This window comes from Streptomyces klenkii (assembly GCF_003626645.1).
Classification (GTDB): Bacteria; Actinomycetota; Actinomycetes; order Streptomycetales; family Streptomycetaceae; genus Streptomyces; species Streptomyces klenkii.
In genome coordinates this window covers 19,971-43,717 of record NZ_RBAM01000008.1, presented here as the reverse complement: position 1 = coordinate 43,717, position 23,747 = coordinate 19,971, and the positions used below count along the sequence as shown (strand labels likewise).

Sequence of the window (23,747 nt, the reverse complement as noted above, 5' to 3'; positions counted from 1 at the left end):
ACGCTGTTAAGTTCGCGGTGACCCCAGAGTGAACTGAACGCCGTTAAGCTGTCAAGGTGGCAACTCGCATCGACCGCGCCCAAGTGGCCGAAACCGCACTCCGCCTGCTCAACGAGGTGGGCCTCGAAGGCCTGACCCTGCGCAGGATCGCCAAGGAGCTGGACGTCCAGGCCCCGGCGCTCTACTGGCATTTCAAGAACAAGCAGGAACTGCTCGACGAAGTGGCCACGGAGATGTTCCGGCGTATGGCCGAATCGTTCTCGGACGTGGACAGCAGCACCTGGCAGGCCTACCTGACCGGCTCGGCCCGCGTGGTGCGCAGCTTCCTGCTCGGCTACCGCGACGGCGCGAAGGTCTTCAGCGGTACGCGGATGACCGGCACCGACTACGCCGGCCCGGTCGAGGAGCTGATGAAGAAGGTCGTGGCGGGGGGCTTCACGCCGAGCGCGGCCGCCCGCGCCTGGTTCACCGTCAACACCTACACGATGGGGTACGTGATCGAGGAGCAGTCCGTGCGCCCGGTGCCGGGCGGCGAGCGCGACCCCGCGTACGAGCTGGAGGAGCGTGCCCGGAGGCTGGTGGGCTACCCCCTCGCCATAACCGCCGGGACGGAGTTCTTCGGTGACCTCGACGCCGGCTTCGAGGCCGGCCTGCACGCCGTCGTCGCCGGCATCGAGGCCACGCTGCTACCGCCGGGCCGCGCCGGGGTCGAGTGACCTGCGCAGCGCGGGCGTCAGCCGCCGCTCCACGCAGCGGTGCAGAAGCCAGGCCAGGCCCAGCATCAGGGCGAGGGTCAGGCCGAGCGTCGCGTACGAGGGGATGCCGAGGCCGCGGTGCAGGGCGCCGATCACGACCCACCCCAGGTGCTCGTGCACGAGGTAGAAGGGGTACGTGAGGGCGCCCGCGACCGTCAGCCAGCGCCAGTTCATCCAGTTGAGCTTGCCCAGGGCGACGGCCGCGACCGCCGCGTACCCGAGCGCCACGACGGCCACGATCACGTACGGGGAGCGGTACGAGAAGTAGTGCGGGTTCGGCGCGTGCCACAGGCCCGCCACCGCGTAGTGCTGCCCGACGAGGAAGCTCATGGCCACGATGCCCCAGTGCAGGAGGTCGTTGCCGAAGCGGTGGACCAGGTACAGGCCGATGCCGCCGATGAAGTACGACGAGTACTCCGGCATCACGACGACCCGCAGGAACTCCACGTGCGAGGCCGTCGTCACCACGGTCGCCAGCGTCCACACCGCGCAGAACAGCACCACGCGGCGCCGGGTCGCGCCCGGCAGCACCACGAACAGAGCGAAGAGCGCGTAGAACCGCAGCTCCGCCCAGAGCGTCCAGCACACCCCGAGCACGCGCTGGGCGCCCACCGGCTGTTGCAGCATCGTCAGGTTCACGAGGGTGTCGCTGAACGACACCGTCTTGTACGTCACCCACGGCAGCGCGAACGCCACGGTGACCAGCAGGATCGCCGCCCAGTAGGCCGGGTAGAGGCGCGCCGCGCGGGAGGCGAAGAACGAGCGCAGGGGGCGGCCCCAGCCGCTCATGCAGATCACGAAGCCGCTGATGACGAAGAAGATCTCGACGCCCAGGCAGCCGTAGGCGAACGCGTTCGAGAGGGTGGGGAATTCGTGCCGCGGCGACGTGCCCCACGCGCGGCTCACGTCGCCGTCGCGCCCGCCGTAGTGGTAGAGCGCCACCATCAGGGCGGCTATGAGGCGCAGGGCGTCCAGCGCGCGGAGGCGGCTGCCGCCGTGGGGGCGCTGTAAGGGGGCCGGTTGCTCCTCGGCCGCGGAGGTCTTGCCGCGCGGACGGGGCAGGGCGGGGGCGGTCATGTCGTCACCGTCGTCTTTGCGGCCTTGGCCGACTTGGCCGTCCTGGCCTTGCTCAGGCGCCGCTGGAAGGACCGTGCGCGCCGGGCGACCCGCCGTACGGTCCGGCTCCTCGGGAGGAACGACAGCTGGGACGGGAGCGCCCCGGGGAGGGCGAGGGCGGTGAGGCGGCGGCGCTTGAAGTAGCGGCGGGTGCGGGAGGTCAGGTGGGTGCGGAGGTAGTCTTCTGCGGCTTCGCGCAGGTGCGGGTAGATCTGGGGCTGCATCGCGAAGCCGACTGCGGCCAGGAGGCCGTTCAGATCCAGCTGTTCACCGTTGACAGGTGCAGCTCCGTGGGGGGTGTTGTGCCCATCCGGCCCGCCCTGCGCGCCTGCCTCCAACGGAGGCAGCAGCGCGTCCACCAACGTCACCGGCACCCTATTGCTGTTCTGGTACGGGCTCAGCCGCTCCAAGAGGAGGTCCGTGCCCGTGCACGCCGTCTCCAGGCCGTAGAACGTCCCCGCCGTCACCAGCGCCGTCGAGAAGCAGCCGGCCACCAGAGCCGGCCGCAGCCGCTGGTAGACCACCTCCGCCAGGACGGGCGTGTCCAGGACCGTCAGACCGACGCCGAGCCGGTCCGCCTCCTCCTCCAGCATCCGCGACCAGCGGGCCGGCGCGGCCGGGTGCGGCTTGAAGACGATCTCGCGGTGGCCGCGCCCGGCCGCCCCGCGCAGCATCCGCACGTGCAGCCGCTCCTCCTCCTCGGGGGAGAGGATGTCGAGCGCCGACAAGTACTGGCCGAGCAGGAGCGCCGCGCCCTCGGGCGCGTCCAGGGCCGGCGCGGCCTCGGCGAGTTCGGCCAGGACCGTGGTGAAGACCTCCGTGGGGACGATCTCCTGCGCGACGCCGAACTCCGTGAGCAGCAGCGGCCGCAGCCCGGGTACGAGGTCCAGGTGGAGCAGCCGGCCGGCGCGCGTGCCGATCAGCGGGTCGAGCTTGTTGCGGGTGGGGCCGTAGCTCATGAGCCCGTCGGCGTAGACGTCGAGCGGGGCGTCGGCGAAGCACTGGGCGATCGCGCCCGCCGGGCTGACCTGGATGGACTCGACGACGAGCGACACGTCGTCGTCGCCCAGGCCCCAGAGGAGCCTCAGGTGCCGCTCCCACAGGGGTGCGTCGTCGGGCCGGGGCGACCAGCCGGACGGGTGGAAGGGGCGGATCGCCTCGTTCCACGACAGGACGCCGTCGAAGCGGGCGCGCAGCCGCCCGAAGCCGGGCGCCTCGTCGAGGGCCGGGGTGGTCTCCGGTACGGCGGCGGTGTTGGCGACGAGCAGCAGCCGGCGGTCGGCCGGGGCGAAGCAGCCGGCGTCCAGGGCGGCGGCGAGCGTCGCGGCGCCGTACAGCGTGGACGCGAGGAAGATCTGCGTGCGGCGGGGAGCGGGGGGCTGGGCGGCGGACATCAGGCGGCCGCCCCGGAGACGCCGGAAGCGCCCGAAGGCCCGGCACCTGAAGGCCCGGCCGGCCGCCGCCGCAGCCTGCGCAGGAGAACCGCGCGGTCGTAGTCCATGGAATTCACGGCGTCCTTGACGAGTTCCGGTGGCAGCCGGCGCAGTGCGCCCGCGCTCTTCGCGCGCAATGCGCGGGCCACCTGTGGTTCAAAACGTTCGATATTCGAAAGGTGGTGGGCAATGATTGCGCAATACGTTCGAACGGATTTAGGGAGGAATTCCTTCGCGTCCTTGTCGCGGGCCGTCTCCTCGATGACCTGATCGAATGCCCGCAGGAAATCGAGCTGCCGTACGTCCCCGATCTGGGTGAGCGACGTCGCCACCCCGCGCCGGTAGAAGACGCCCAGCAGCCCGGACACCGCGAAAGTGCGCGCCTCGCGGTGCAGCCGCCAGATCCAGGGCCGGTCCTCCGCCGTCCGCAGGCCGTCCGTGAAATGCAGCAGACCCTCGTCCAGCAGCCGCCGGTGGTAGATCCCCGCCCACGCGTACGGGTAGTCGACGGACGTCGAGCGGTCCGCCGGCAGGATCGCGCTGCGCGGGTCCAGGACCACCCCGCGGCGGCCGTGCGGCGCGCGCTGCACGGTGCGGGTGCGGCCCGTGCACTGCACGTGGTCCGTGCGCACGAAGTCCACGGCCAGCTCCTCGATATACGAGACGAGCCGGTCGTAGTAGCCGGGGGCCAGCCAGTCGTCCCCGTCCAGGAAGGTCAGGTACTCGCCGCGCGCCGCGTCGAGCCCGGTGTTGCGGGCGGTGGCGAGGCCGCCGTTGTGCTCGTGGCGGAGGACCACGGCCCCCGGCAGCTCGCGCCCGGCGCGCTCCAGCAGCGCCGGCGTGCCGTCGGTCGAACGGTCGTCCACGAGAATGAATTCGAAATCCTCACGGGCGTTCGCCCGCAGACTTCTCAGCACGTCGGGCGCAAAGGTCTGCACATTGAAGAACGGGACGATCACGGAGAGCTTGACCACGCCGGCGACATTAGGCGGCCCCCCGGCATTCGTCTTGTCCACGGGCGGGCGCGGAGGTGAACGAAGCGCGGCGGAATGATGAACCCGCCCCTCCGCCGGGCCGATTCGCCGATCGTCGGTGTGCTGTTTACCGGCTGTTGCCCTCACGTTGGGCAACGAAACGGAATGGATTTCTATCGTCGGCGACGTGCCATCACGTACGCCATCCCGTACCGGACCGCCGCTGCGGATCGCGGTCCTCGCCGACTCCGACACCCGGTGGAAATGGGGCGCGCTCACCGCGCACCGGCTCGCCCCCGGCGCCCGGCTCGACGGCCGCCTCCTGCGGGGCCGCGCGACGCCCACCGCCCGCCAGCTCGGCGAGGTCGGCGTGCGCGCGGCGGAGATCGGCGAGGTCACCGGAACCGAGTTCGTGCGCACCGCCGGGCGCGACCGGTACGACGTCGTGGTCCTCGCCTGCGTCGGCGGCGCCGTCCAGGCCATGCTGCACGGGCTCGCCGCCGCGTGGGAGGGCGCGCCCTCCCGGCCCGTCGTGGTGACCGGCTACGTGGGCGTCGTCTACGAGAAGCTCGCCGACGGGCTGCTGCTGCGGCACGGCGCGGACGTCGTCCTCGCCAACTCCCCGGACGACGCGGGCCGTTTCCGCGCCGTCTACGAGGGAGCCGGCGCCGAAACGGGCTGCGTCACCGAGTGGGCGCTGCCGTTCCTCGGCGAGCGCCGCACCGGTCCGCCGGACGATCAAGTCCGGCCCTACACGGTCGTGTTCGCCGCGCAGCCCTCCGTGCCCGAGAGCCGCGCCGACCGCGGCCACCTGCTCCGCCGCGCCGTCGCGCACGCCCGGAAGCATCCGGAGCGCGAGGTGCTCATCAAACTGCGCAGCAAGCCCGGCGAGCACACCACGCACATCGAGGAACTCCCGTACCAGAAGCTGGCCGCACGGCTGCCCGGCGGGCTGCCGGCCAACTGCCGCCTCGTCTACGGGCACATGGGCGAGGTCCTCGACCGCACGGACCTCCTCGTCACCGTCAGTTCCACCGCGGCCCTGGAGTCCCTCCACCGCGGCATCCCCACGGCCGTGCTCACCGACCTCGGCATCCGCGAGGCCCTCGGCAACCACCACTTCCTCGGCTCCGGCTGCCTCGCCTCCTGGGACCAGCTCGACGCCGGGCACGTGCCCGAAGCCGACCCGGAGTGGGCCGCCCGCCACGGCGTGCCCGCGGACGGCTCCGGCGAGGCCGTCTTCGCCGCGGCGCGGCAGCGCGTCGCCGAGCTCGCCGCCCTGCCCTCCCTTCCACCTCTGGCCCCCTACTACACCCCTGCCACCGCACCCGGCTACCTCCCCGCCGTCCTCGCCCGCCACGGCCTCGACCACCGGGGCCGTCCCCTTCCCGGCCGGGCGGGGACGGCCCGCGAGGAGAGCGCCCTGCGCCGCGCGGGGCGCGCCGCGCTCCGCGACGCGGCGCGCGGGGCCTACCGGCACGGCGTGCAGCGGGTCGCGCCGCTCATCCGGCGCGTGGGGGAGCTGTGACCGAGCCGTCCGAACCGCAAGGAGCCCCCATGCAAGCCGCCCCGGCTGAACCGGCCGCCGCCCGGGCCGAAACGGCCGTCCTGGCCGAACCGGCCGCCTCCCCGGCCGAACCGGCCGTCCTGGCCGTCATTCCCGCTCGCGGCGGGTCGAAGGGCGTGCCCGCGAAGAACCTCGCACCCATCGGCGGCGTGCCCCTCGTGGCCCGCGCCGTCCGCGAGTGCCGCGCCGCCCGCCTCGTCACCGACGTCGTCGTCTCCACCGACGACCCCGGCATCGCCGCCACCGCGCGCGGCGCCGGAGCCGTCGTCGTCCAGCGCCCCGCCGCCCTCTCGGGGGACACCGCCACCAGCGAGGCCGCCGTGCTGCACGCGATGGACGCGTACGAGGCGATGCACGGCACCGAAGTGGGCACGGTCCTGCTGGTGCAGTGCACGAGCCCCTTCCTGACCAGCGGTGACGTCGACGGCGTCGCCGAGGCCGTGGTCGCGGGCGGCGCCGACAGCGCCCTGACGGTCGCCCCCTTCCACGGCTTCGTATGGCGCGCGGAAGGGGAGGAAGACCACGGCGCCCAAGAGGCCGGCGGCGCCCACGGCGTCAACCACGAGAAATCCCACCGCCCCCGCCGCCAGGACCGCCCCCAGGACCTCCTGGAGACCGGCGCCGCCTACGCCATGCGCGCCGACGGCTTCCGCGCCGCCCGGCACCGCTTCTTCGGCCGCACCGAACTCGTCCGCACCGAGGCCGCCCGCGTCCTGGAGGTCGACGACCCCCACGACCTCGCCCGCGCCCGCGCCCTCGCGCCCCTCCTCGACGGCCCCGGCAGCGCCGCCCTCCCCGCCCGCGCCGACGTCGACGCCGTCGTCATGGACTTCGACGGCACCCAGACCGACGACCGGGTCCTCATCGACGCCGACGGCCGCGAACTCGTCGCCGTCCACCGCGGCGACGGCCTCGGCGTCGCCGCCCTGCGCCGCGCCGGGCTCGCCCTGCTGATCCTCTCCACCGAGGAGAACGCCGTCGTCGCCGCGCGCGGCCGCAAGCTGCGCGTGCCCGTCCTGCACGGCATCGACCGCAAGGACCGCGCGCTCAAGCAGTGGTGCGAGGAGCAGGGCATCGCCCCCGACCGCGTGCTCTACGTCGGCAACGACGTCAACGACCTGGCCTGCCTCGGGCTCGTCGGCTGGCCCGTGGCCGTCGCGGACGCCCACGACGCCGTCCGCGGCGCCGCCCGGGCCGTGACCACCGCGCCCGGCGGCAGCGGTGCCCTCCGCGAGATCGCCTCCTGGCTCCTGGGTCCCGCCCTGACCACCTGAGCCCCTACGGCCACCCCGGGCCCCTCCCCGCACACCACAACCCTCCGTCCCCGTACCGCGAAGGAACCGCCCCCTATGAACTCCGTCCACGCCGCCCCGTACGCCCCGGTCCGCGCCCTCGGCCGCAAGCTCGCCGGCCCGGGCCACCCCGTCTACGTCACCGGCGAGATCGGGATCAACCACAACGGCGACCTCGGCAACGCCTTCGCCCTCATCGACGCCGCCGCCGACGCCGGCTGCGACGCCGTCAAGTTCCAGAAGCGCACCCCCGAGATCTGCACGCCCCGCGACCAGTGGGACATCGAGCGCGACACGCCCTGGGGCCGGATGCGCTACATCGACTACCGCCACCGGGTGGAATTCGGCGAGGACGAGTACCGCGCCATCGACGCCCACTGCCGCGAGCGCGGCATCGACTGGTTCGCCTCGCCGTGGGACACCGAGGCCGTCGCCTTCCTGGAGAAGTTCGACGTCCCCGCCCACAAGGTGGCCTCCGCCTCCCTGACCGACGACGAGCTCCTGCGCGCCCTGCGCGCCACCGGCCGCACGGTCATCCTCTCCACCGGCATGTCCACCCCGAAGCAGATCCGGCACGCCGTCGAGGTGCTCGGCAGCGAGAACATCCTGCTCTGCCACGCCACCTCCACGTACCCGGCCAAGGCCGCCGAGCTCAACCTCCGCGTGATCCACACCCTGCGCGCCGAGTACCCCAACGTGCCCATCGGCTACTCCGGCCACGAGACCGGCCTCCAGACCACCCTCGCCGCCGTCGCCCTCGGCGCCGCCTTCGTCGAGCGCCACATCACCCTCGACCGCGCCATGTGGGGCTCCGACCAGGCTGCCTCCGTCGAGCCCGGCGGCCTCCAGCGGCTCGTGCGCGACATCCGCGTCGTCGAGGAGTCCCTCGGCGACGGCGTGAAGCGCGTCTACGACAGCGAGCTCGGCCCGATGCGCAAGCTCCGCCGGGTCGCGGGCGTCGTCGCCGACGCCGGCGACCGCGAACCGGTCACGGCCTGACGGGCTGCCACGTGACCCCGAGCGCCGCCGACGAGGGCGGCTCCCCACCGGGCCCACGGGCCCGCCCGCCGCGGCCGGCCCCGGACGCCGCCGAGGGCGCCCTTGCGCCGGGCCTGCGGGCCCGACGGGCATTTCGCTCCCGCCGCGACGGCGAACAACCACGCGCCACGCCACCGGCGGTGCCGAAACCACCAGAGGCCGTTCCGGCACCGCCGGACACCGCCGCGGGGGCCGAGCGCCGTCGCGGCGGGAGTGAGGAGCGGCAGCCCGCCCCGCCGGAATCGCCGGCTTCCCCGGCCTCGCCGGAGCCCGTCCGCGACCCGGACCCCGGCCCCGGCGGCACCCTCGCGTTCGTCGAGAGTCCCGTCCAGCTCCTCAACGTCCTCGAATGGGCGTACGCGACGGCGGCGGACGGGCAGCAGGCCCGGGCGCCGCGCGCCGCCGACCGGCCGGGCTCCGGGCTGCCCGGTTCGCCCCTGGCGCGCGGTGTTCCCCGGCAGCCCGGGCCGCGCGACGAGGGCGCCGGTGCCGGGCCGGGGCCGTCACCCGTACGGCCCCGCCCCACCGGCCTTGTCGTCGTCGTGCTCGCGCCGCACGACCCGATGTCGCGCGGCCAGCTCCGCCGGATGGCCGAGCTGGCCCGCGACCAGGGGCACGAGGTGCGCTGGGAGGAGGCGCGGGGCGGCCCCACGGCGCCCGTGGCCACCGTCGGCGGTCTCGCGGGCCCGCTCCGCCGGGCGCGGCGGATCGTGATCGGGGACCCGTTCTCGCGCTACGTCCAGCTGCTGCTGACGATCACCCGGGCCCGGGAGCTGGTGGTCGTCGACGACGGCACGGCCACCATGGAGTTCATCGCCCAACTCGCGCGGGGCGAAAGCCTCGTACGGTGGCACCGGCGCGGCAGTCGAGGGGCGCGCGATCTGCTCTTCGCGCCGGTCTCTGCTTCAGCGCGCCGGATGCTGACGCCCAACGATCGCCGGAGCGTGGAGGTGTTCACTTCCTTCACTTCCCTCCCGGTCGAACCGCCACCCGGCGTACAGGTCAGGGCCAACGACTTCGCCTGGACGCGCTCCGCCTTCGGCCCGCCCCGGCTCTCCCGCGGCACGGACCTGGTGGGAACGTCCCTGGTCGAGACCGGGGTGGTGGACCCCGAGCACTATCTCGGGGCCGTCGAGGAGCTGGCCCGCGCCCACGGCGCCACGCGCTACTTCGCCCACCGCCGCGAGAGCGCGGAGAAGCTGCGCCGCATAGCGGACCGCACCGGGCTGGAAGTCGTGCGGCCCGAACTGCCGCTGGAGATCGTCGCCCGCCGGGGGCCCGTCGGCCGCACCGTCCTCAGCTTCCCGTCGACCGTGGTGCACACGCTGCCGCTGGCCCTGGCGGGCACCGGGATCACGGTCGCGGTCTGCGACATCGACCCCGTATGGCTTACGGAGAACGCCTCGCCGCGGGCGAAGGGCTTCCTGTCCGAGGTGACGGACACGGCCCGGGATGTGCGGCGACTTCCGGCCAGCCCGCTGACCGCTCCCTGAGCCGTAAAGACTGGTCATACCCCTCAGATGCGCCATCCATGCGGCTGAACTTTTCTTGATCGGGGGGCAGTTGCCCGGGCGGGGGCTCTACTCTTCCCTGCGTGAACCATCTGATGCCTTGCGACGCCGGGACTGCCACTTCTCAGGGGACGGGCGAGGGGGTGCTCGCCGGTGTGCTCCCCCCGGGGCTGCGCGACGAACTCATCGCGTTCCGGCGGGATTTGCACATGCACCCCGAGCTGGGCAACCGGGAGTTCCGCACCACGGCGGCGGTCAAGGCGAGACTCCAGCGGGCCGGGCTCTCCCCGCGGACGCTGTCCACGGGCACGGGGCTGTTCTGCGACATCGGCCGGGAGCCGGGCGTGCCCGCCCGGCCCATGCTGGCGATCCGCGCCGATCTCGACGCGCTGCCCATCCCGGACACCAAGACGGTCCCGTACCGCTCGACGGTCCCCAGGATGGCGCACGCCTGCGGGCACGACGTCCACACCACCACGGTCCTCGGCGCGGGCCTGGTCCTGGCCGACCTCGCCGAGCAGGGCCGGCTGCCGGGCCCCGTCCGGCTGATCTTCCAGCCCGCCGAGGAGGTGCTGCCGGGCGGCGCGCTCGACGCCATCGAGTGCGGGGCCCTCAAGGGCGTCGGCAAGATCATCGCGGTGCACTGCGACCCGAAGGTCGAGGTCGGCCGCATCGGCCTGCGCGTCGGCCCCATCACCTCCGCGTGCGACCGGCTGGAGGTCACCCTGGGCGGCCCCGGCGGCCACACGGCCCGCCCGCACTTCACCACCGATCTGGTGACCGCCGCCGCCCGCATCGCCATCGACGTGCCCGCGGTGCTGGCCCGCCGGGTCGACGCCCGTTCGGGCCTCTCCCTCACCTGGGGCCGGATGGAGACGGGCCACGCGCCCAACGTCATCCCGCAGCACGCCGAGCTCTCCGGCACCGTCCGCTGCCTCGACCTGCACGCCTGGCGGGACGCCCCCGACCTGGTGCACGCCGCGATCGACGAGGTGGCGGCCCTCCACCGGGCCAAGTCCGAGATCAATTACGTCCGCGGGGTGCCCCCGGTGGTCAACGACGCCGAGGTCACGGACCTGCTGCGGCGCGCGATGGCCGCCCGCCGCGGACCCGACTCCGTGGAGGACACCGAGCAGAGCCTGGGCGGCGAGGACTTCTCCTGGTATCTGGAGCACGTGCCGGGGGCCATGGCCCGGCTGGGAGTCCGGCCCGTGGGGGATACGACCCGCCGCGACCTGCATTGTGGTGATTTCGACGTGGATGAGGGTTCCATCACCGCCGGGGTCGAACTCTTCACCGCCGCCGCATTGCTGGACGGCCAGCTGGTTTAGCTGTAGCAAGCACCGGATTTCGGTGCGCATTGTCTGCACATTGACGTGCATATTGCCGCTGCCGTTGAAGCCGTTTGCTGCCGGGCCGGGCGCAGATCAAGCGTCGCAGGTCACGTTGTACGTAAAACCTGGCCGATTGGGGCCAGATCACGTTGTACGTAAAACCTATCCCTGGGCCGGATGGTGGATCCCAGGCGGGACTGGGCCGGATGTGTCTAACAAGGACGCAAACGGGTCAATAGTGGTTCGCGTCGATCCGATAACGGCTTTGAAGTACCCCTTTTCACTCCATCTACGCGCGTTACGATTCCGGCGACCAGCGCCAATGGAGGCGCTTCGAGTGAAGGGGCCTCTCGTGCGCCGGGTATCCACCATCGCTGTCGCGGGCATCAGCACCGCGGCTCTCGCATTCACCCTCACCGCCTGTGGTGAGTCCTCCACCGACTCCGGTGGCAGCGGCGGAGGCAAGGGCGTCGGTCTTGCGTTCGACGTCGGCGGCCGTGACGACCACTCCTTCAACGAGTCCGCGGCTCGTGGCCTGGACAAGGCCGAGAAGGAACTGGGCATCAAGAGCAAGATGATGACCGCCAAGAACGGCGAGACCGAGGCCGAGCGCGAGCAGCGCCTCAGCTCCCTGGCGGACAAGGGCTACAACCCGGTCATCGGCGTGGGCTTCAACTACGCGAAGTCGATCGAGAAGGTCGCCAAGGACTTCCCGAAGACCAACTTCGCGATCGTCGACTCCGTCGTCCAGGGCCCCAACATCAACAGCATCACCTTCGGTGAGCACGAGGGCTCCTACCTCGCCGGTGCCGCCGCCGCGCTGAAGTCCAAGACCGGCAAGGTCGGCTTCATCGGTGGCGTGGACAACGAGCTGATCAAGAAGTTCCAGGCGGGCTTCGAGCAGGGCGCGAAGGAGACCAACCCGAAGGTCGAGGTCACCTCCGAGTACCTCGGCAGCACCGACAAGGGCTTCAACGACCCGGCGGCCGCCAAGGACAAGGCCAAGGGCATGCTCGACCGTGACATCGACGTGATCTACACGGCGGCCGGCCTCTCCGGCAACGGCTCCATCGAGGCCGTCGCGGGCAAGAAGGACGCCTGGGCCATCGGTGTCGACTCCGACCAGTACCAGCAGCCGGGCCTGGAGAAGTACAAGGACCACATCCTCACCTCGGTCGTGAAGAACGTGGACGTGGCGGTCTTCGACATGATCAAGAGCGTCAAGGACGGCAAGCCGCTCACCGGCCCGCACCAGTACCTGCTCAAGGACGGCGGCGTCTCGCTGGCCACCTCGGGCGGCTTCATCGACGACATCAAGGCCAAGATCGAGGAAGCGAAGAAGAACATCGTGGACGGCAAGGTCGTGGTGAAGTCCACGGTCAAGTCCTGACCACCTGCCGGTTCCGACCGGCGCCTCCCGGCCGGTCCGCCTGACCGGCCGGACCCGCAAGGCCCCGGGCCCGGCGAGAGAGAGGACCTCTCCGCCGGGCCCGTAGACACGCCCCCGGCCCCCGGCCGGGGGCACTGCGGCCAACGCTACGCGCGTAGCGTCCCGTTGACGCGTGTAGCGTCGCCCCCGCCCCACGGAGCTTCAGCCGGTCCCCGCCCGGACGGCTCCGCTTCTTCCTCCCGCTCCCTTCCCCGAGGAGAGTGCGCCATCAAAGCGTCCACCAGTACCGAAGCCGAAGGTACGCAGGCCCCCGCAGTAGAACTCGAGGGCATCACCAAGCGGTTCCCCGGTGTCGTGGCCAACCACGACATCCACCTCACGGTCCGCCGCGGCACCGTCCACGCCCTCTGCGGCGAGAACGGCGCCGGCAAGTCGACCCTGATGAAGATCCTCTACGGCATGCAGAAGCCGGACGAGGGCACCATCACGCTCGACGGCGAGCAGGTCACCCTGAACAGCCCGGGCGACGCCATCGCGCGCGGCATCGGCATGGTGCACCAGCACTTCATGCTCGCCGACAACCTCACCGTCCTGGAGAACGTCGTCCTGGGCGCCGAGAAGCTGCACGGCATCGGCGGCAAGGCCCGCGCGAAGATCAAGGAGATCTCCGACGCGTACGGCCTGGCCGTCCGGCCCGACGCCCTCGTGGAGGACCTCGGCGTCGCCGACCGCCAGCGCGTGGAGATCCTCAAGGTCCTCTACCGCGGCGCCCGCACCCTGATCCTCGACGAGCCGACCGCCGTGCTGGTCCCGCAGGAGGTCGACGCGCTCTTCGACAACCTGCGCGAGCTCAAGTCCGAGGGCCTCACGGTCATCTTCATCTCGCACAAGCTCGGCGAGGTGCTGTCCGTCGCCGACGACATCACCGTCATCCGGCGCGGCACCACCGTCGGCACCGCGGTCCCCAGCGAGACCACCCCCAAGCAGCTCGCCGAGCTGATGGTCGGCAGCGAGCTGCCCTCGCCGGAGACCCGCGAGTCGACCGTCACCGACGTCGAGATGCTGAAGGTGGACGGCCTGCACCTGTCGGCGACCGACCCCGACGGCGTCGTCCGCGCGGTCCTCGACGGCATCTCCCTGACCATCCACAAGGGCGAGGTCCTCGGCATCGCCGGCGTGGAGGGCAACGGCCAGGCGGAGCTCGTCGAGGCCATCATGGGCATGCGCGACCCCGACGGCGGCACCATCGTCCTCGACGGCACCGACATCAGCCACGCGCCGACCCGCAAGCGGCGTGAGGGCGGCATCGGCTACGTCCCCGAGGACCGCCACCGGCACGGCCTGCTGCTGGAAGCCCCGCTGTGGGAGAACCGCATCCTCGGCCACGTCACCGAGAAGCCCAACAGCAAGCGCGGCATCCTCGACAACAAGGCCGCCCGCACCGACACCGAGCGCATCGTGCGCGAGTACGACGTGCGCACGCCCGGCATCGAGGTCACCGCGGCCTCCCTGTCCGGCGGCAACCAGCAGAAGCTGATCGTCGGCCGCGAGATGAGCCACGCGCCCAAGCTCCTCATCGCCGCGCACCCCACCCGGGGCGTGGACGTCGGCGCGCAGGCGCAGATCTGGGACCAGATCCGCGAGGCGCGCCACGAGGGCCTGGCGGTGCTGCTGATCTCCGCCGACCTGGACGAGCTGATCGGGCTCTCCGACACCCTGCGGGTGATGTTCCGCGGCCGCCTGGTCGCCGACGCCGACCCCGCCACGATCACCCCGGAGGAGTTGGGCTCGGCCATGACCGGCGCCGCAACCGGCCACCTCGAGCACACCGAGGACGGCGAAGAGACCACGGCGGACGGCGTGGACGCCACCGCTGCCGGCGAGGCCGGCGGCACGACCGCCGCCGGTGCAGAGAACGCTACCGACGAGGCCGCGGGGGAGGGTGACGAGAAGTGAAGAAGTTCGACAAGAACAAGGTAATTCTGGGCATCGCCGCCCCGCTCCTGGCCATCGTGGCCGCCCTGGTGATCACCTCGATCATCATCGCCGCCACCGGTAAGGACCCGTTCCACGCCTACGAGGTGATGGTCGACTTCGGCTCCAAGGCCGACAGCCAGGTCTGGATCATCAACAAGGCCACCCCGTACTACCTGTCCGCGCTGGCCGTCGCCATCGGCTTCCGGATGAACCTGTTCAACATCGGCGTCGACGGCCAGTACCGCATCGCGGCCTTCTTCGCCGCCGCCGTCGGCGGCGCGCTCACGCTGCCCGGCATCATCCAGATCCCGGTCATCATCATCGTCGCGATGCTGGTGGGCGCCCTCTGGGCGGGCATCGCCGGTCTGCTGAAGACCACCCGCGGCGTCAGCGAGGTGATCAGCACGATCATGCTGAACGCCATCGGCGCCTCGGTCATCGCCTACTTCCTGAAGGACGGCCGGCTCGCGGTGAAGGAGGGCAACCTCGTTCACACGCCCTACCTGCCCGACTCGGCGCACTTCTTCGAGATCCCGACCACGCCCAAGCCGATCTACGGCTTCGTGATCATCGCGGTGCTGGCCGGCATCGCCTACTGGTTCGTGCTCGGCCGCACCCGCTTCGGCTTCGACCTGCGCACCGTGGGCCAGTCCGAGTCCGCCGCCCAGGCCTCCGGCGTGAGCGTCAAGCGCATGGTGATCACCGCCATGCTGCTCTCCGGCGCCATGGCCGGCCTCGTCGGCATGCCGACCCTGCTCGGCGTCTCGTACAACTACGGCACCGACTTCCCCGCCGGCATCGGCTTCACCGGCATCGCCATCGCCCTCCTGGGCCGCAACCACCCCATCGGCATGGTGGCCGGCGCCCTGCTCTGGGGCTTCCTGGACCGCACCGGCACCCAGCTGGAGTTCGAGGGCTACGCCCAGGAGATCGTCGGAGTCATCCAGGGCGTCATCGTCCTGTGCGTCGTCATCGCCTATGAGCTCGTGCGCCGGTACGGCCTCAAGATGCAGCAGCGCAAGGTCGGCGAGGAGCTCGCCGCCCAGGCCCGTAAGAGCGACAAGGCGGAGGTTTCCGCGTGAGTACGACCTTCACCGCCGCCCTCGCCGGGCGGCTGAGCGGCAAGAACAAGGACGGCAAGGGGCGGAAGCTCTCCTACCCCGTCGTCCTGCTGATCATCGCGGGAGCCCTGCTCCTACTCTCCGCCCTGCGGATGATCACGGACGCCAATGACCTGACCTCCTCGGGCCAGTACAGCTCCGCCCTCGCCGCCGCCGTGCCGATCGGCCTCGCCGGCCTCGGCGGGCTGTGGGCCGAGCGCGCGGGCGTCGTCAACATCGGCCTCGAAGGCATGATGATGCTCGGCACCTTCTGCGCCGGCTGGATGGGCTGGCAGCACGGCCCGTGGATCGCGGCGCTCGCCGGCGTCATCGGCGGCGCGGTCGGCGGCCTCGTGCACGCCATCGCCACGGTCACCTTCGGCGTCGACCAGATCATCTCCGGTGTGGCCATGAACATCCTGGCCCTCGGCGTCACGCAGTACTTCGCCAAGCTGCTCTTCGGGGCGGAGGGCAGCGCGGCCCAGCAGGCCGGCGGCAACGACAAACAGTCGCCCGTCATGGAGAACATGCCCGACTTCTCCATCCCGGGCCTGTCCGGCTGGCTCGGCGACATCGAGAAGCACCACTGGTTCCTCGTCTCCGACCTCGCCGGCATCGTCCGCGGCCTGGTCACCGACGTCTCCTGGCTGACGATCGTCGCCGCGCTGCTCTTCGTCGGCACCTTCTACGTGCTGTGGCGCTCCGCCTTCGGCCTGCGCCTGCGCTCGTGCGGTGAGAGCCCGGTGGCCGCCGAGTCCCTCGGCGTCAACGTCTACACGTACAAGTACGCGGCCGTGGTCGTCTCCGGCGCCCTCGCGGGCCTCGGCGGCGCGTTCCTCGCCATCGGCACGCACATGTACTCCGACGGCCAGACCGCCGGCCGCGGCTACATCGGTCTCGCGACCATGATCTCCGGCAACTGGCGGCCGGGCGGCGTGGCCATGAGCGCCGGCCTGTTCGGCTTCATGGACAGCCTCCAACTGCGCTCCGGCGGCCCGACCGTCCACGCGCTGCTGCTGCTCCTGGCCGTGCTGCTGATCGGCTTCGCCGCGTGGCGGCTGAAGGCCGGCAAGATGCGGGCCGCGATCATCGCCGGTGTCATCGGCGCCCTGCTGGTCGTCTGGTACGTCACGACCGACACCGTGCCGCTGGAGCTCGTCGTCGCGACTCCGTACGTGGCGACGCTGCTCGTCCTGTCGGTGTCCTCGCAACGCCTGAGAATGCCCAAGGCGAACGGCAAGCCGTACCGGAAGGGCCAAGGAAAGTGACCTCTCCCAACTGGGAGGAGCTGCGCGGGCTGGCCCGGGACGCGATGTCCCGGGCCTACGCCCCGTACTCCGGCTTCCCCGTCGGCTCGGCGGCCCTCGTGGACGACGGCCGCACCGTGTCCGGCTGCAACGTGGAGAACGCGGCCTACGGCGTCGCCCTGTGCGCCGAGTGCGGCCTCGTCTCGGAGCTGGTCGCCACGGGCGGCGGCCGGCTCGTGGCCTTCACCTGCTGCGACCGGCACGGCAACGTGCTCATGCCCTGCGGGCGCTGCCGCCAGCTCCTGTGGGAGCACGGCGGCCCCGGGCTGGCCGTCGACACGGCGTCCGGCATCCGCCCGCTGGCGGAGCTCCTGCCGGATGCGTTTGGGCCCGCTGACCTGAATCGATAAAGATGTCCCTAAGCGCCGGACGGGCTGCTGATGCAGCCCGTCCGGGTCACTTTCCGGCCCCGGAAAGACCTGAGGACTACGAACTTAAGGAAAATGTGCTGATGGACGCCATTTCCGTGATCCGCGCCAAGCGCGACCGCGGTCGACTGACCGACGAGCAGATCGACTGGGTCATCGACGCGTACACGCGCGGTGAGGTCGCCGACGAGCAGATGTCCGCGCTCGCGATGGCCATCCTGCTCAACGGCATGGACCGCGCGGAGATCGCCCGCTGGACCGCCGCGATGATCAAGTCCGGCGAGCGCATGGACTTCTCCTCGCTGCCGGTGCCGACCTCCGACAAGCACTCCACGGGCGGCGTCGGCGACAAGATCACGCTGCCGCTGGCGCCCCTCGTCGCGGCGTGCGGCGCGGCCGTCCCGCAGCTGTCCGGCCGCGGCCTCGGCCACACCGGCGGCACGCTGGACAAGCTGGAGTCCATCCCCGGCTGGCGCGCGCTGCTCTCCAACGACGAGATGATGGACGTCCTGCGCAACGTCGGCTCCGTCATCTGCGCCGCGGGCGACGGCCTCGCCCCGGCCGACAAGAAGCTCTACGCGCTGCGTGACGTCACCGGCACGGTCGAGGCGATCCCGCTGATCGCCTCCTCCATCATGTCCAAGAAGATCGCCGAGGGTACGGGCTCGCTCGTCCTGGACGTGAAGGTCGGCTCCGGCGCCTTCATGAAGAACATCGAGGACGCGCGCGAGCTGGCGTCCACGATGGTCGGCCTCGGCACCGACCACGGCGTCAAGACCGTGGCCCTGCTGACGGACATGTCCACCCCGCTCGGCCTCACCGCGGGCAACGCCCTCGAGGTCCGCGAGTCCGTCGAGGTCCTCGCCGGCGGCGGCCCGGCCGACGTCGTCGAGCTGACCATCGCCCTGGCCCGCGAGATGCTCGACGCGGCCGGCATCAAGGACGCCGACCCGGCCAAGGCGCTGCGCGACGGCAGCGCCATGGACCACTGGCGCCGCATGATCCAGGCCCAGGGCGGCGACCCGGACGCGGTGCTTCCGGTCGCCCGCGAGCAGCACGTCGTCAAGGCCACGGCCTCCGGCGTCCTCACCAAGCTGGACGCGTACGCCGTCGGCGTCTCCGCCTGGCGCCTGGGCGCGGGCCGCGCGCGCAAGGAGGACCCGGTGCAGTTCGGCGCGGGCATCGAGATGCACGCCAAGCCGGGCGAGAAGGTCACCGAGGGCCAGCCCCTGATGACCCTCCACACGGACACCCCGGAGAAGTTCGACTACGCGCTCGCCGCGCTGGACGGCGGCGTGGAGATCGCCCCCGAGGGCACGGACTTCACGGCGAACCCGATCGTCCTGGACCGCATCGCGTAAGCGCTAGCCGTCACTACTCGTACGGGTGAACGGGACCGGTGGACCTCCGCCGGTCCCGTTCGGCATGCTGGGCTCGGTGATGTTCCGACAAAAGGAGACCGCCATGAGTGCACTCCCTCTCGACTGCTCGCCGGGTTCCAGCCCCGAGTGGGAGGAGCTCGTCCGTATCTGGCAGGAGACGGACGCGCCCGAGGGCTGCAAGGTGGAGATCATTGAGGGGATCATCACCGTGTCGCCAGCGCCCGCCATCGATCACAACGACATCGCGGACATCATCCAGCGTCGTCTGTATCAAGTGATCCCGGAAGACTGGGGCATCTACCAGACACTGGGGACGTCCGTACCGTCACGCAGCGGTCTCTTCATCCCGGATATCGCGGTCGTGCCCAAGGCGGTCCTGCGCGTGGAGTCCGACAATTTCGTTCCGGCGGCCGGCGCCGAGCTGATCGTCGAGATCACGTCGAAGACCAATGCGAACCACGACCGGATCAAGAAGGCCGCCGGTTATGCCCGCGCGATGGTGCCGCTCTATCTGCTGGTTGACCGATGGGCCCCTGGAGGCCCGACGATCACGCTGTACGGCGAGCCGAAGGACGACGTCTACCGTGTGCTGCACGCGGGCAAGTTCGGCGAGGACATTCACTTGCCGGAGCCGTTCGGCATGACGCTCGTGACGGAGGCGTTCCCTGTCAGCTGAGAGCTTCTGATAACGCCGAAGGGGCCGTTCCCCCGCCAGGACAGGTGGCGGGGAAACGGCCCCTTCGGGCTGTGCGGGCCCGGGCTACGCCCGGACGGCCGCCGCGCGGCGGCGCTCCACGAGCGCCCGCCGCGTCGCGTACAGCGTGATCGACGCCGCGCCCACCATCGCCAGCAGGCCCAGCACCACCGTGCCGTCCCAGCCCGCCGCGCCGAAGGCGAGCGCGCCGAGCGTGCCGCCGACCGACGAACCCAGGTAGTACGCCGTCTGGTAGAGGGCCGAGGCCTGGGCCCGGCCCGTCTTCGCGGCGCGGCTGACCGAGGACGACGCCACCGCGTGGCCGGCGAAGAAGCCCGCCGTGATGAGCACCAGCCCCGCCAGGACCGCGAGCAGCGACGACGTCACCGTCAGCAGCAGGCCCAGCGTCGTCGTGCCGACCGCCAGGTACAGCGCCCCGCGCCGCCCCATCCGGCCGACGAGCTTGCCGGCCGCGGCCGACGACGCCGTGCCGACCAGGTAGATCAGGAAGATCGAGCCCACGACGCCCTGCGGCAGGGAGAACGGCGCCTCCGCCAGCCGGTAGCCGATCACGGTGTACACCGCGCCGAAGACCGTCATGAACAGCGCGCCGATCGCGTACAGGCGCCGCAGCAGCGGGTCCGAGAGGTGACCGCCCACCGTACGGGCCAGCTGCCTCGGCGACACCGCCGCCGCCTTGAAGTGCCGCGCCCGCGGGATCAGCAGCCGGAACACCAGCGCGCACACCACCGCCAGCGCGCCCACCGCGGCCAGGCCGGCCCGCCAGCCCCACGCCTGGGCCACCCAGCCCGCGAGGATGCGGCCCGTCATGCCGCCGATGCTGTTGCCCGCCACGAACAGGCCGATCGCGCCGACCAGCGCCCTCGGCCGGACCTCCTCCGCGAGGTAGGCCATCGCCGACGCCGGCACCCCGGCCAGCGCCGCGCCCTGCACCGCGCGCAGCGCCACCAGCCAGCCCAGGCTCGGCGCGAGCGGCACGAGCAGGGCCACCAGCGCGGCCACACACAGGGAGGCGGTCATCATCGTGCGGCGCCCGAAGCGCTCGGAGAGGGCGCTGAGCGGCACGACCGCGAGGGCGAGCCCGCCCGTCGCGGCGGACACCGTCCAGCTGGCCTGATCGGCCGTCACTCCGAGGCCGCCCGAGATGGCGGGCAGCAGCGCCTGCGTGGAGTAGAGGAGGGCGAACGTGGCGACGCCCGCGGCGAACAGGGCGAAGCTCATCCGGCGGTAGCCGGGGCCGCCCGGCTCCAGCCGGGTGTCCTCGTCGGAGGAGTGGGAGAAGTGAAGGGACGACAGAGCAGAGGCACCCGAACGCACGATGACGCTGGATGCCCCGGTATCGGCAGGAGGCATGCCAAAACCGTAGGCAGCCCACAGCTGATGCGTCCAATGCACAGAATGGCGATAATCGATCCTGTGTTGCATGAACGCAGGTCACGGCCGCCCTTGTCACCGCCCGGCAATGAAAAAGACATCCCCGTAACAGCGGATGTCGAGGCCGACTCCTGGGCCGCCACCCTCACTCCGCGGCTCGCGCAGTTCGTCGCCGTCGCCCGCCACGAGCACGTCACGCGCGCCGCGCAGCAGATCGGCGTGCCGCAGTCCACGCTCAGCCGCTCGATGGCCCGCCTCGAAGCCGACCTGGGCGTCGCCCTGTTCGCCCGCCACGGCCGCACGGTCTCCCTGACCGCGGCCGGCCGCACCTTCCTCGCCACCGTCGACCGCGCCCTGTCCGAGGTCGACCGCGCCGCCGAGTCCGTACGGGCCGACGCCGACCCCGCCGCCGGCAAGGTCGCCTTCGGCTTCCTCCACACCCTCGGCACCGAGACCGTACCCGGGCTCATCCGCGCCTTCCGCGCCGACCATCCGCGCGTACGGTTCCAGCTCGTGCAGAACTACGGCGAGTCCATGCTGCAACGGCTGCGCGACGGCGAGCTCGACCTGTGCCTCACCTCGCCCGTCCCGGACGCCCCGGACCTCGTCTCCCGCCGCCTCGACGAGCAGAGGCTGCGGCTCGTCGTCCCCGACGACCACCCCCTCGCCTCCCGCAAGCGGATCCGCCTCGCCGAGGCCGCGTCCGAGCTCTTCGTCACCCTCGAACCCGGTTACGGGCTGCGGCGCATCACCGACGCGGTCTGCGCGGAGGCGGGGTTCACGCCGAAGATCGCCTTCGAGGGGGAGGAGGCGGAGACGCTGCGCGGCCTGGTGGCCGCGGGCCTCGGAGTGGCCCTCCTGCCCCCGCCGGCCGTCCCGCGGCCCGGCGTCGCCGAACTGACGGTCACCGCGCCGCGCGCCTTCCGTGAGATCGGCGTGGCCTGGCTGGACGGCCACCCCGACACGCCCCCGGTGGCGGCGTTCAAACGCTTCCTCCTGTCGAGGAGGGGCCAGTTGCTGCCGCGCTGAGGGGTACGGGGTACGCCGCAGCCACGGCTCAGTACCCCAGCCCCGCCCCGAAGCCGGAGGCGAGCGGCATGCGGAGCCCCAGCGGCGGCGGCGCCGCCAGCGCGTCCGCCACCGGCCTCGCGAAGTGGTGGCCGAAGAGCGCGCCGCGGACGAAGTCGGCCGCCAGGGCCTGTACTTCCGCGCGGTGCTGCCGCAGGCCGTGCCCGTCGGAGTGGACCTCGAAGCGGCACACGTCGCGGTTGACCTTCTTCGCCCGCTGGGCGAGGCGCAACGACAGGTCCGGGTCCGTGTGCTCGTCGTTGGTGCCGTGCACGAGAAGCACCCGCCGCCCGGTCAACTGCCGCACCGGTTCCGGCTCGGGGAGGACCGCCGGGTCCGGCAGCCAGGGCGCTATGGCCAGCACAGAGGTCACCGCCTGGTGCCCCGCGGCGAGGAGCGCGGCGCGCCCGCCCATGTCCGTGCCGACGAGGCACACCGGCACGTCGCCGTAGCGCCGCCCCACCTCGTCCGCCGCCCACTCCGCATCCCGCACCGGGTCCGCCGCGGAACCGTTCCACCCGCGCCGCCGGTAGTGGACGACGTGCGTGACCAGCCCGTCCGCCGCGGCCGCCGCGGCCAGCCGGCGGGCCAGCGGCCGCTGCGCCGCGAGGACGAGCGGCGAGGGCCGCCCGGTGCCCGCGGCCCGTCCGCCCGGCAGCAGCAGCGCCACGCCGTGCACCGTGCGCCCGGCGCCGAGCGGCTTCCCCAGCCGCGCCGTGGGCCGCGCCGTATCCCTCTTGTCCCGCGGGGTGTTCGGCCGTCCGTGCGTTCCTTCCGGTTCCCGCTGAGGCAACGCTTGCTGAGCCATGGCAGAACGATGGCAGAAGGACCGGTGGTGTCCACCCCGCCGACGGGTCACCGTTCCGTATCGTTCGCCGACATCTACGCGCGTAGGGGCTAGAGTGCCGAAATGACGACCGAGACCATCCAACCGAACCCCGAACAGATCCGTCGCGCCCCCAAGGTCCTCCTGCACGACCACCTGGACGGCGGGCTGCGCCCCGGCACGATCGTCGACCTGGCCCGCGAGGCGGGCTACACCGGTCTGCCCGAGACCGACGCGGACAAGCTGGGCGTCTGGTTCCGCGAGGCGGCCGACTCCGGCTCCCTGGAGCGCTACCTGGAGACCTTCGCGCACACCTGCGCCGTGATGCAGACCCGCGAAGCGCTCGTCCGGGTGGCCGCGGAGTGCGCCGAGGACCTCGCGGAGGACGGCGTCGTCTACGCCGAAGTGCGCTACGCACCGGAGCAGCACCTGGAGGCCGGTCTCACCCTCGAAGAGGTCGTGGAGGCCGTCAACGAGGGCTTCCGCGAGGGCGAGCGCCGCGCCAAGGCGGCCGGCCACCGCATCCGGGTGGGCGCGCTGCTCACCGCCATGCGGCACGCCGCCCGCGCCCTGGAGATCGCCGAACTCGCCAACCGCTACCGCGACTCCGGCGTCGTCGGCTTCGACATCGCGGGCGCCGAGGCGGGCTTCCCTCCCACCCGCCACCTGGACGCGTTCGAGTACCTCAAGCGCGAGAACAACCACTTCACCATCCACGCGGGCGAGGCCTTCGGCCTGCCGTCGATCTGGCAGGCGCTCCAGTGGTGCGGCGCGGACCGGCTCGGCCACGGCGTGCGCATCATCGACGACATCGAGGTCGGCGAGGACGGGAAGGCGAAGCTCGGACGGCTCGCGTCCTACGTCCGGGACAAGCGCATTCCGCTGGAGATGTGCCCCACCTCGAATCTCCAGACCGGCGCGGCCAGCTCGTACGAGGAGCACCCGATCGGTCTGCTCCGGAAACTGCATTTCCGGGCGACGGTCAATACCGATAATCGCCTTATGGGCGGCACCAGCATGAGCGGTGAATTCGAGCACCTGGTGAAGGCCTTCGGCTACACGCTGGACGACATCCAGTGGTTCACCGTCAACGCGATGAAGTCCGCGTTCATCCCATTCGACGAACGTCTGGCGATGATCAATGACGTGATCAAGCCGGGTTACGCCGAGATCAAGGCCGAGTGGCTCTTCCAGTAGGAGCGGGCGGGCCTTTCTGACCA

General features: G+C 71.8%; 20 protein-coding genes. 15 read left to right on the top strand and 5 right to left on the bottom strand.

The genetic code is table 11. The features are described from left to right. Positions 1-56: 56 nt before the first annotated feature. Positions 57-716 (top strand): TetR/AcrR family transcriptional regulator C-terminal domain-containing protein, encoded by a 660-nt coding sequence (locus D7231_RS20105; RefSeq protein ID WP_120756870.1) that lies wholly within the window; start codon positions 57-59, stop codon positions 714-716. On the opposite strand, the gene D7231_RS20100 is transcribed toward D7231_RS20105, so the two are convergent. Genes D7231_RS20100 through D7231_RS20090 form a run of 3 tightly spaced genes read right to left on the bottom strand, consistent with a single transcriptional unit; the run spans position 687 to position 4,278 of the window. Beyond that, positions 687-1,832 (bottom strand): acyltransferase family protein, encoded by a 1,146-nt coding sequence (locus D7231_RS20100; RefSeq protein ID WP_120756869.1) that lies wholly within the window; start codon positions 1,830-1,832, stop codon positions 687-689. The genes D7231_RS20105 and D7231_RS20100 overlap by 30 nt on opposite strands. Then, positions 1,829-3,265, bottom strand: a complete 1,437-nt coding sequence (locus D7231_RS20095; protein ID WP_120756868.1) for a polysialyltransferase family glycosyltransferase — start codon at positions 3,263-3,265, stop codon at positions 1,829-1,831. Before D7231_RS20095 ends, D7231_RS20100 begins: the two co-directional genes overlap by 4 nt. Beyond that, positions 3,265-4,278 (bottom strand): glycosyltransferase family 2 protein, encoded by a 1,014-nt coding sequence (locus D7231_RS20090; RefSeq protein WP_120756867.1) that lies wholly within the window; start codon positions 4,276-4,278, stop codon positions 3,265-3,267. The genes D7231_RS20095 and D7231_RS20090 overlap by 1 nt, the downstream gene beginning before the upstream one ends. 187 nt (positions 4,279-4,465) lie before the next feature. Between D7231_RS20090 and D7231_RS20085 the strand changes: the two genes are divergently transcribed. The 12 genes from D7231_RS20085 (at position 4,466) to D7231_RS20030 (ending at position 19,220) form a co-directional block, all read left to right on the top strand. After that, complete coding sequence (locus D7231_RS20085; RefSeq protein ID WP_241999812.1) at positions 4,466-5,806, top strand: DUF6716 putative glycosyltransferase; 1,341 nt, start codon at positions 4,466-4,468, stop codon at positions 5,804-5,806. A gap of 29 nt (positions 5,807-5,835) precedes the next feature. Beyond that, complete coding sequence (locus D7231_RS20080) at positions 5,836-7,119, top strand: acylneuraminate cytidylyltransferase (protein ID WP_120756866.1); 1,284 nt, start codon at positions 5,836-5,838, stop codon at positions 7,117-7,119. A gap of 75 nt (positions 7,120-7,194) precedes the next feature. After that, complete coding sequence (locus D7231_RS20075; protein ID WP_120756865.1) at positions 7,195-8,136, top strand: N-acetylneuraminate synthase family protein; 942 nt, start codon at positions 7,195-7,197, stop codon at positions 8,134-8,136. Between the two features lie 179 nt (positions 8,137-8,315). Then, positions 8,316-9,668 (top strand): hypothetical protein, encoded by a 1,353-nt coding sequence (locus D7231_RS20070; protein WP_241999811.1) that lies wholly within the window; start codon positions 8,316-8,318, stop codon positions 9,666-9,668. Between the two features lie 113 nt (positions 9,669-9,781). Next, positions 9,782-11,017: an amidohydrolase gene (locus D7231_RS20065; protein WP_120756864.1), complete on the top strand. Its 1,236-nt coding sequence runs from the start codon at positions 9,782-9,784 to the stop codon at positions 11,015-11,017. A 355-nt stretch (positions 11,018-11,372) separates the two neighbouring features. Beyond that, positions 11,373-12,410 (top strand): BMP family lipoprotein, encoded by a 1,038-nt coding sequence (locus tag D7231_RS20060; protein WP_120757151.1) that lies wholly within the window; start codon positions 11,373-11,375, stop codon positions 12,408-12,410. A 267-nt stretch (positions 12,411-12,677) separates the two neighbouring features. Beyond that, positions 12,678-14,366, top strand: a complete 1,689-nt coding sequence (locus D7231_RS20055; protein ID WP_120757150.1) for an ABC transporter ATP-binding protein — start codon at positions 12,678-12,680, stop codon at positions 14,364-14,366. Next, entirely contained in the window at positions 14,363-15,469 is a 1,107-nt protein-coding gene (locus D7231_RS20050) for an ABC transporter permease (RefSeq protein WP_120756863.1), read from the top strand. The genes D7231_RS20055 and D7231_RS20050 overlap by 4 nt, the downstream gene beginning before the upstream one ends. Then, positions 15,466-16,755, top strand: a complete 1,290-nt coding sequence (locus tag D7231_RS20045; protein WP_120756862.1) for an ABC transporter permease — start codon at positions 15,466-15,468, stop codon at positions 16,753-16,755. The genes D7231_RS20050 and D7231_RS20045 overlap by 4 nt, the downstream gene beginning before the upstream one ends. Then, positions 16,752-17,144 (top strand): cytidine deaminase, encoded by a 393-nt coding sequence (locus D7231_RS20040; RefSeq protein WP_120756861.1) that lies wholly within the window; start codon positions 16,752-16,754, stop codon positions 17,142-17,144. Before D7231_RS20045 ends, D7231_RS20040 begins: the two co-directional genes overlap by 4 nt. 95 nt (positions 17,145-17,239) lie before the next feature. Continuing rightward, positions 17,240-18,523 carry a thymidine phosphorylase gene (locus D7231_RS20035; protein WP_120756860.1) on the top strand — a complete coding sequence of 428 codons (1,284 nt, stop codon included), beginning with the start codon at positions 17,240-17,242 and terminating at the stop codon, positions 18,521-18,523. 103 nt (positions 18,524-18,626) lie between these two features. Continuing rightward, positions 18,627-19,220, top strand: coding sequence for a Uma2 family endonuclease (locus D7231_RS20030; protein ID WP_120757149.1), 594 nt, complete (start codon positions 18,627-18,629; stop codon positions 19,218-19,220). 84 nt (positions 19,221-19,304) lie between these two features. Here D7231_RS20030 and D7231_RS20025 read toward each other — a convergent pair whose 3' ends face one another. Continuing rightward, positions 19,305-20,612, bottom strand: coding sequence for an MFS transporter (locus D7231_RS20025; RefSeq protein WP_120756859.1), 1,308 nt, complete (start codon positions 20,610-20,612; stop codon positions 19,305-19,307). Between the two features lie 63 nt (positions 20,613-20,675). On the opposite strand from D7231_RS20025, the gene D7231_RS20020 reads away from it, so the two are divergent. Beyond that, on the top strand, positions 20,676-21,662 hold the full coding sequence (locus D7231_RS20020) for a LysR family transcriptional regulator (RefSeq protein WP_120756858.1): 987 nt from the start codon (positions 20,676-20,678) through the stop codon (positions 21,660-21,662). A gap of 28 nt (positions 21,663-21,690) precedes the next feature. Here the strand turns inward: D7231_RS20020 and D7231_RS20015 are convergent, their stop codons facing one another. Next, entirely contained in the window at positions 21,691-22,509 is an 819-nt protein-coding gene (locus D7231_RS20015) for an alpha/beta hydrolase (protein ID WP_228774077.1), read from the bottom strand. Between the two features lie 102 nt (positions 22,510-22,611). On the opposite strand from D7231_RS20015, the gene D7231_RS20010 reads away from it, so the two are divergent. Continuing rightward, positions 22,612-23,724 (top strand): adenosine deaminase, encoded by a 1,113-nt coding sequence (locus D7231_RS20010; protein ID WP_120756857.1) that lies wholly within the window; start codon positions 22,612-22,614, stop codon positions 23,722-23,724. Positions 23,725-23,747 lie beyond the last annotated feature (23 nt).

Coding starts and splice junctions, on each gene's coding strand:
- D7231_RS20100 (WP_120756869.1), bottom strand. CDS start 1,832: ATGACCGCCCCCGCCCTGCCCCGTCCGCGCGGCAAGACCTCCGCGGCC.
- D7231_RS20095 (WP_120756868.1), bottom strand. CDS start 3,265: ATGTCCGCCGCCCAGCCCCCCGCTCCCCGCCGCACGCAGATCTTCCTC.
- D7231_RS20080 (WP_120756866.1), top strand. CDS start 5,836: ATGCAAGCCGCCCCGGCTGAACCGGCCGCCGCCCGGGCCGAAACGGCC.
- D7231_RS20075 (WP_120756865.1), top strand. CDS start 7,195: ATGAACTCCGTCCACGCCGCCCCGTACGCCCCGGTCCGCGCCCTCGGC.
- D7231_RS20065 (WP_120756864.1), top strand. CDS start 9,782: ATGCCTTGCGACGCCGGGACTGCCACTTCTCAGGGGACGGGCGAGGGG.
- D7231_RS20030 (WP_120757149.1), top strand. CDS start 18,627: ATGAGTGCACTCCCTCTCGACTGCTCGCCGGGTTCCAGCCCCGAGTGG.
- D7231_RS20025 (WP_120756859.1), bottom strand. CDS start 20,612: ATGCCTCCTGCCGATACCGGGGCATCCAGCGTCATCGTGCGTTCGGGT.
- D7231_RS20015 (WP_228774077.1), bottom strand. CDS start 22,509: ATGGCTCAGCAAGCGTTGCCTCAGCGGGAACCGGAAGGAACGCACGGA.
- D7231_RS20010 (WP_120756857.1), top strand. CDS start 22,612: ATGACGACCGAGACCATCCAACCGAACCCCGAACAGATCCGTCGCGCC.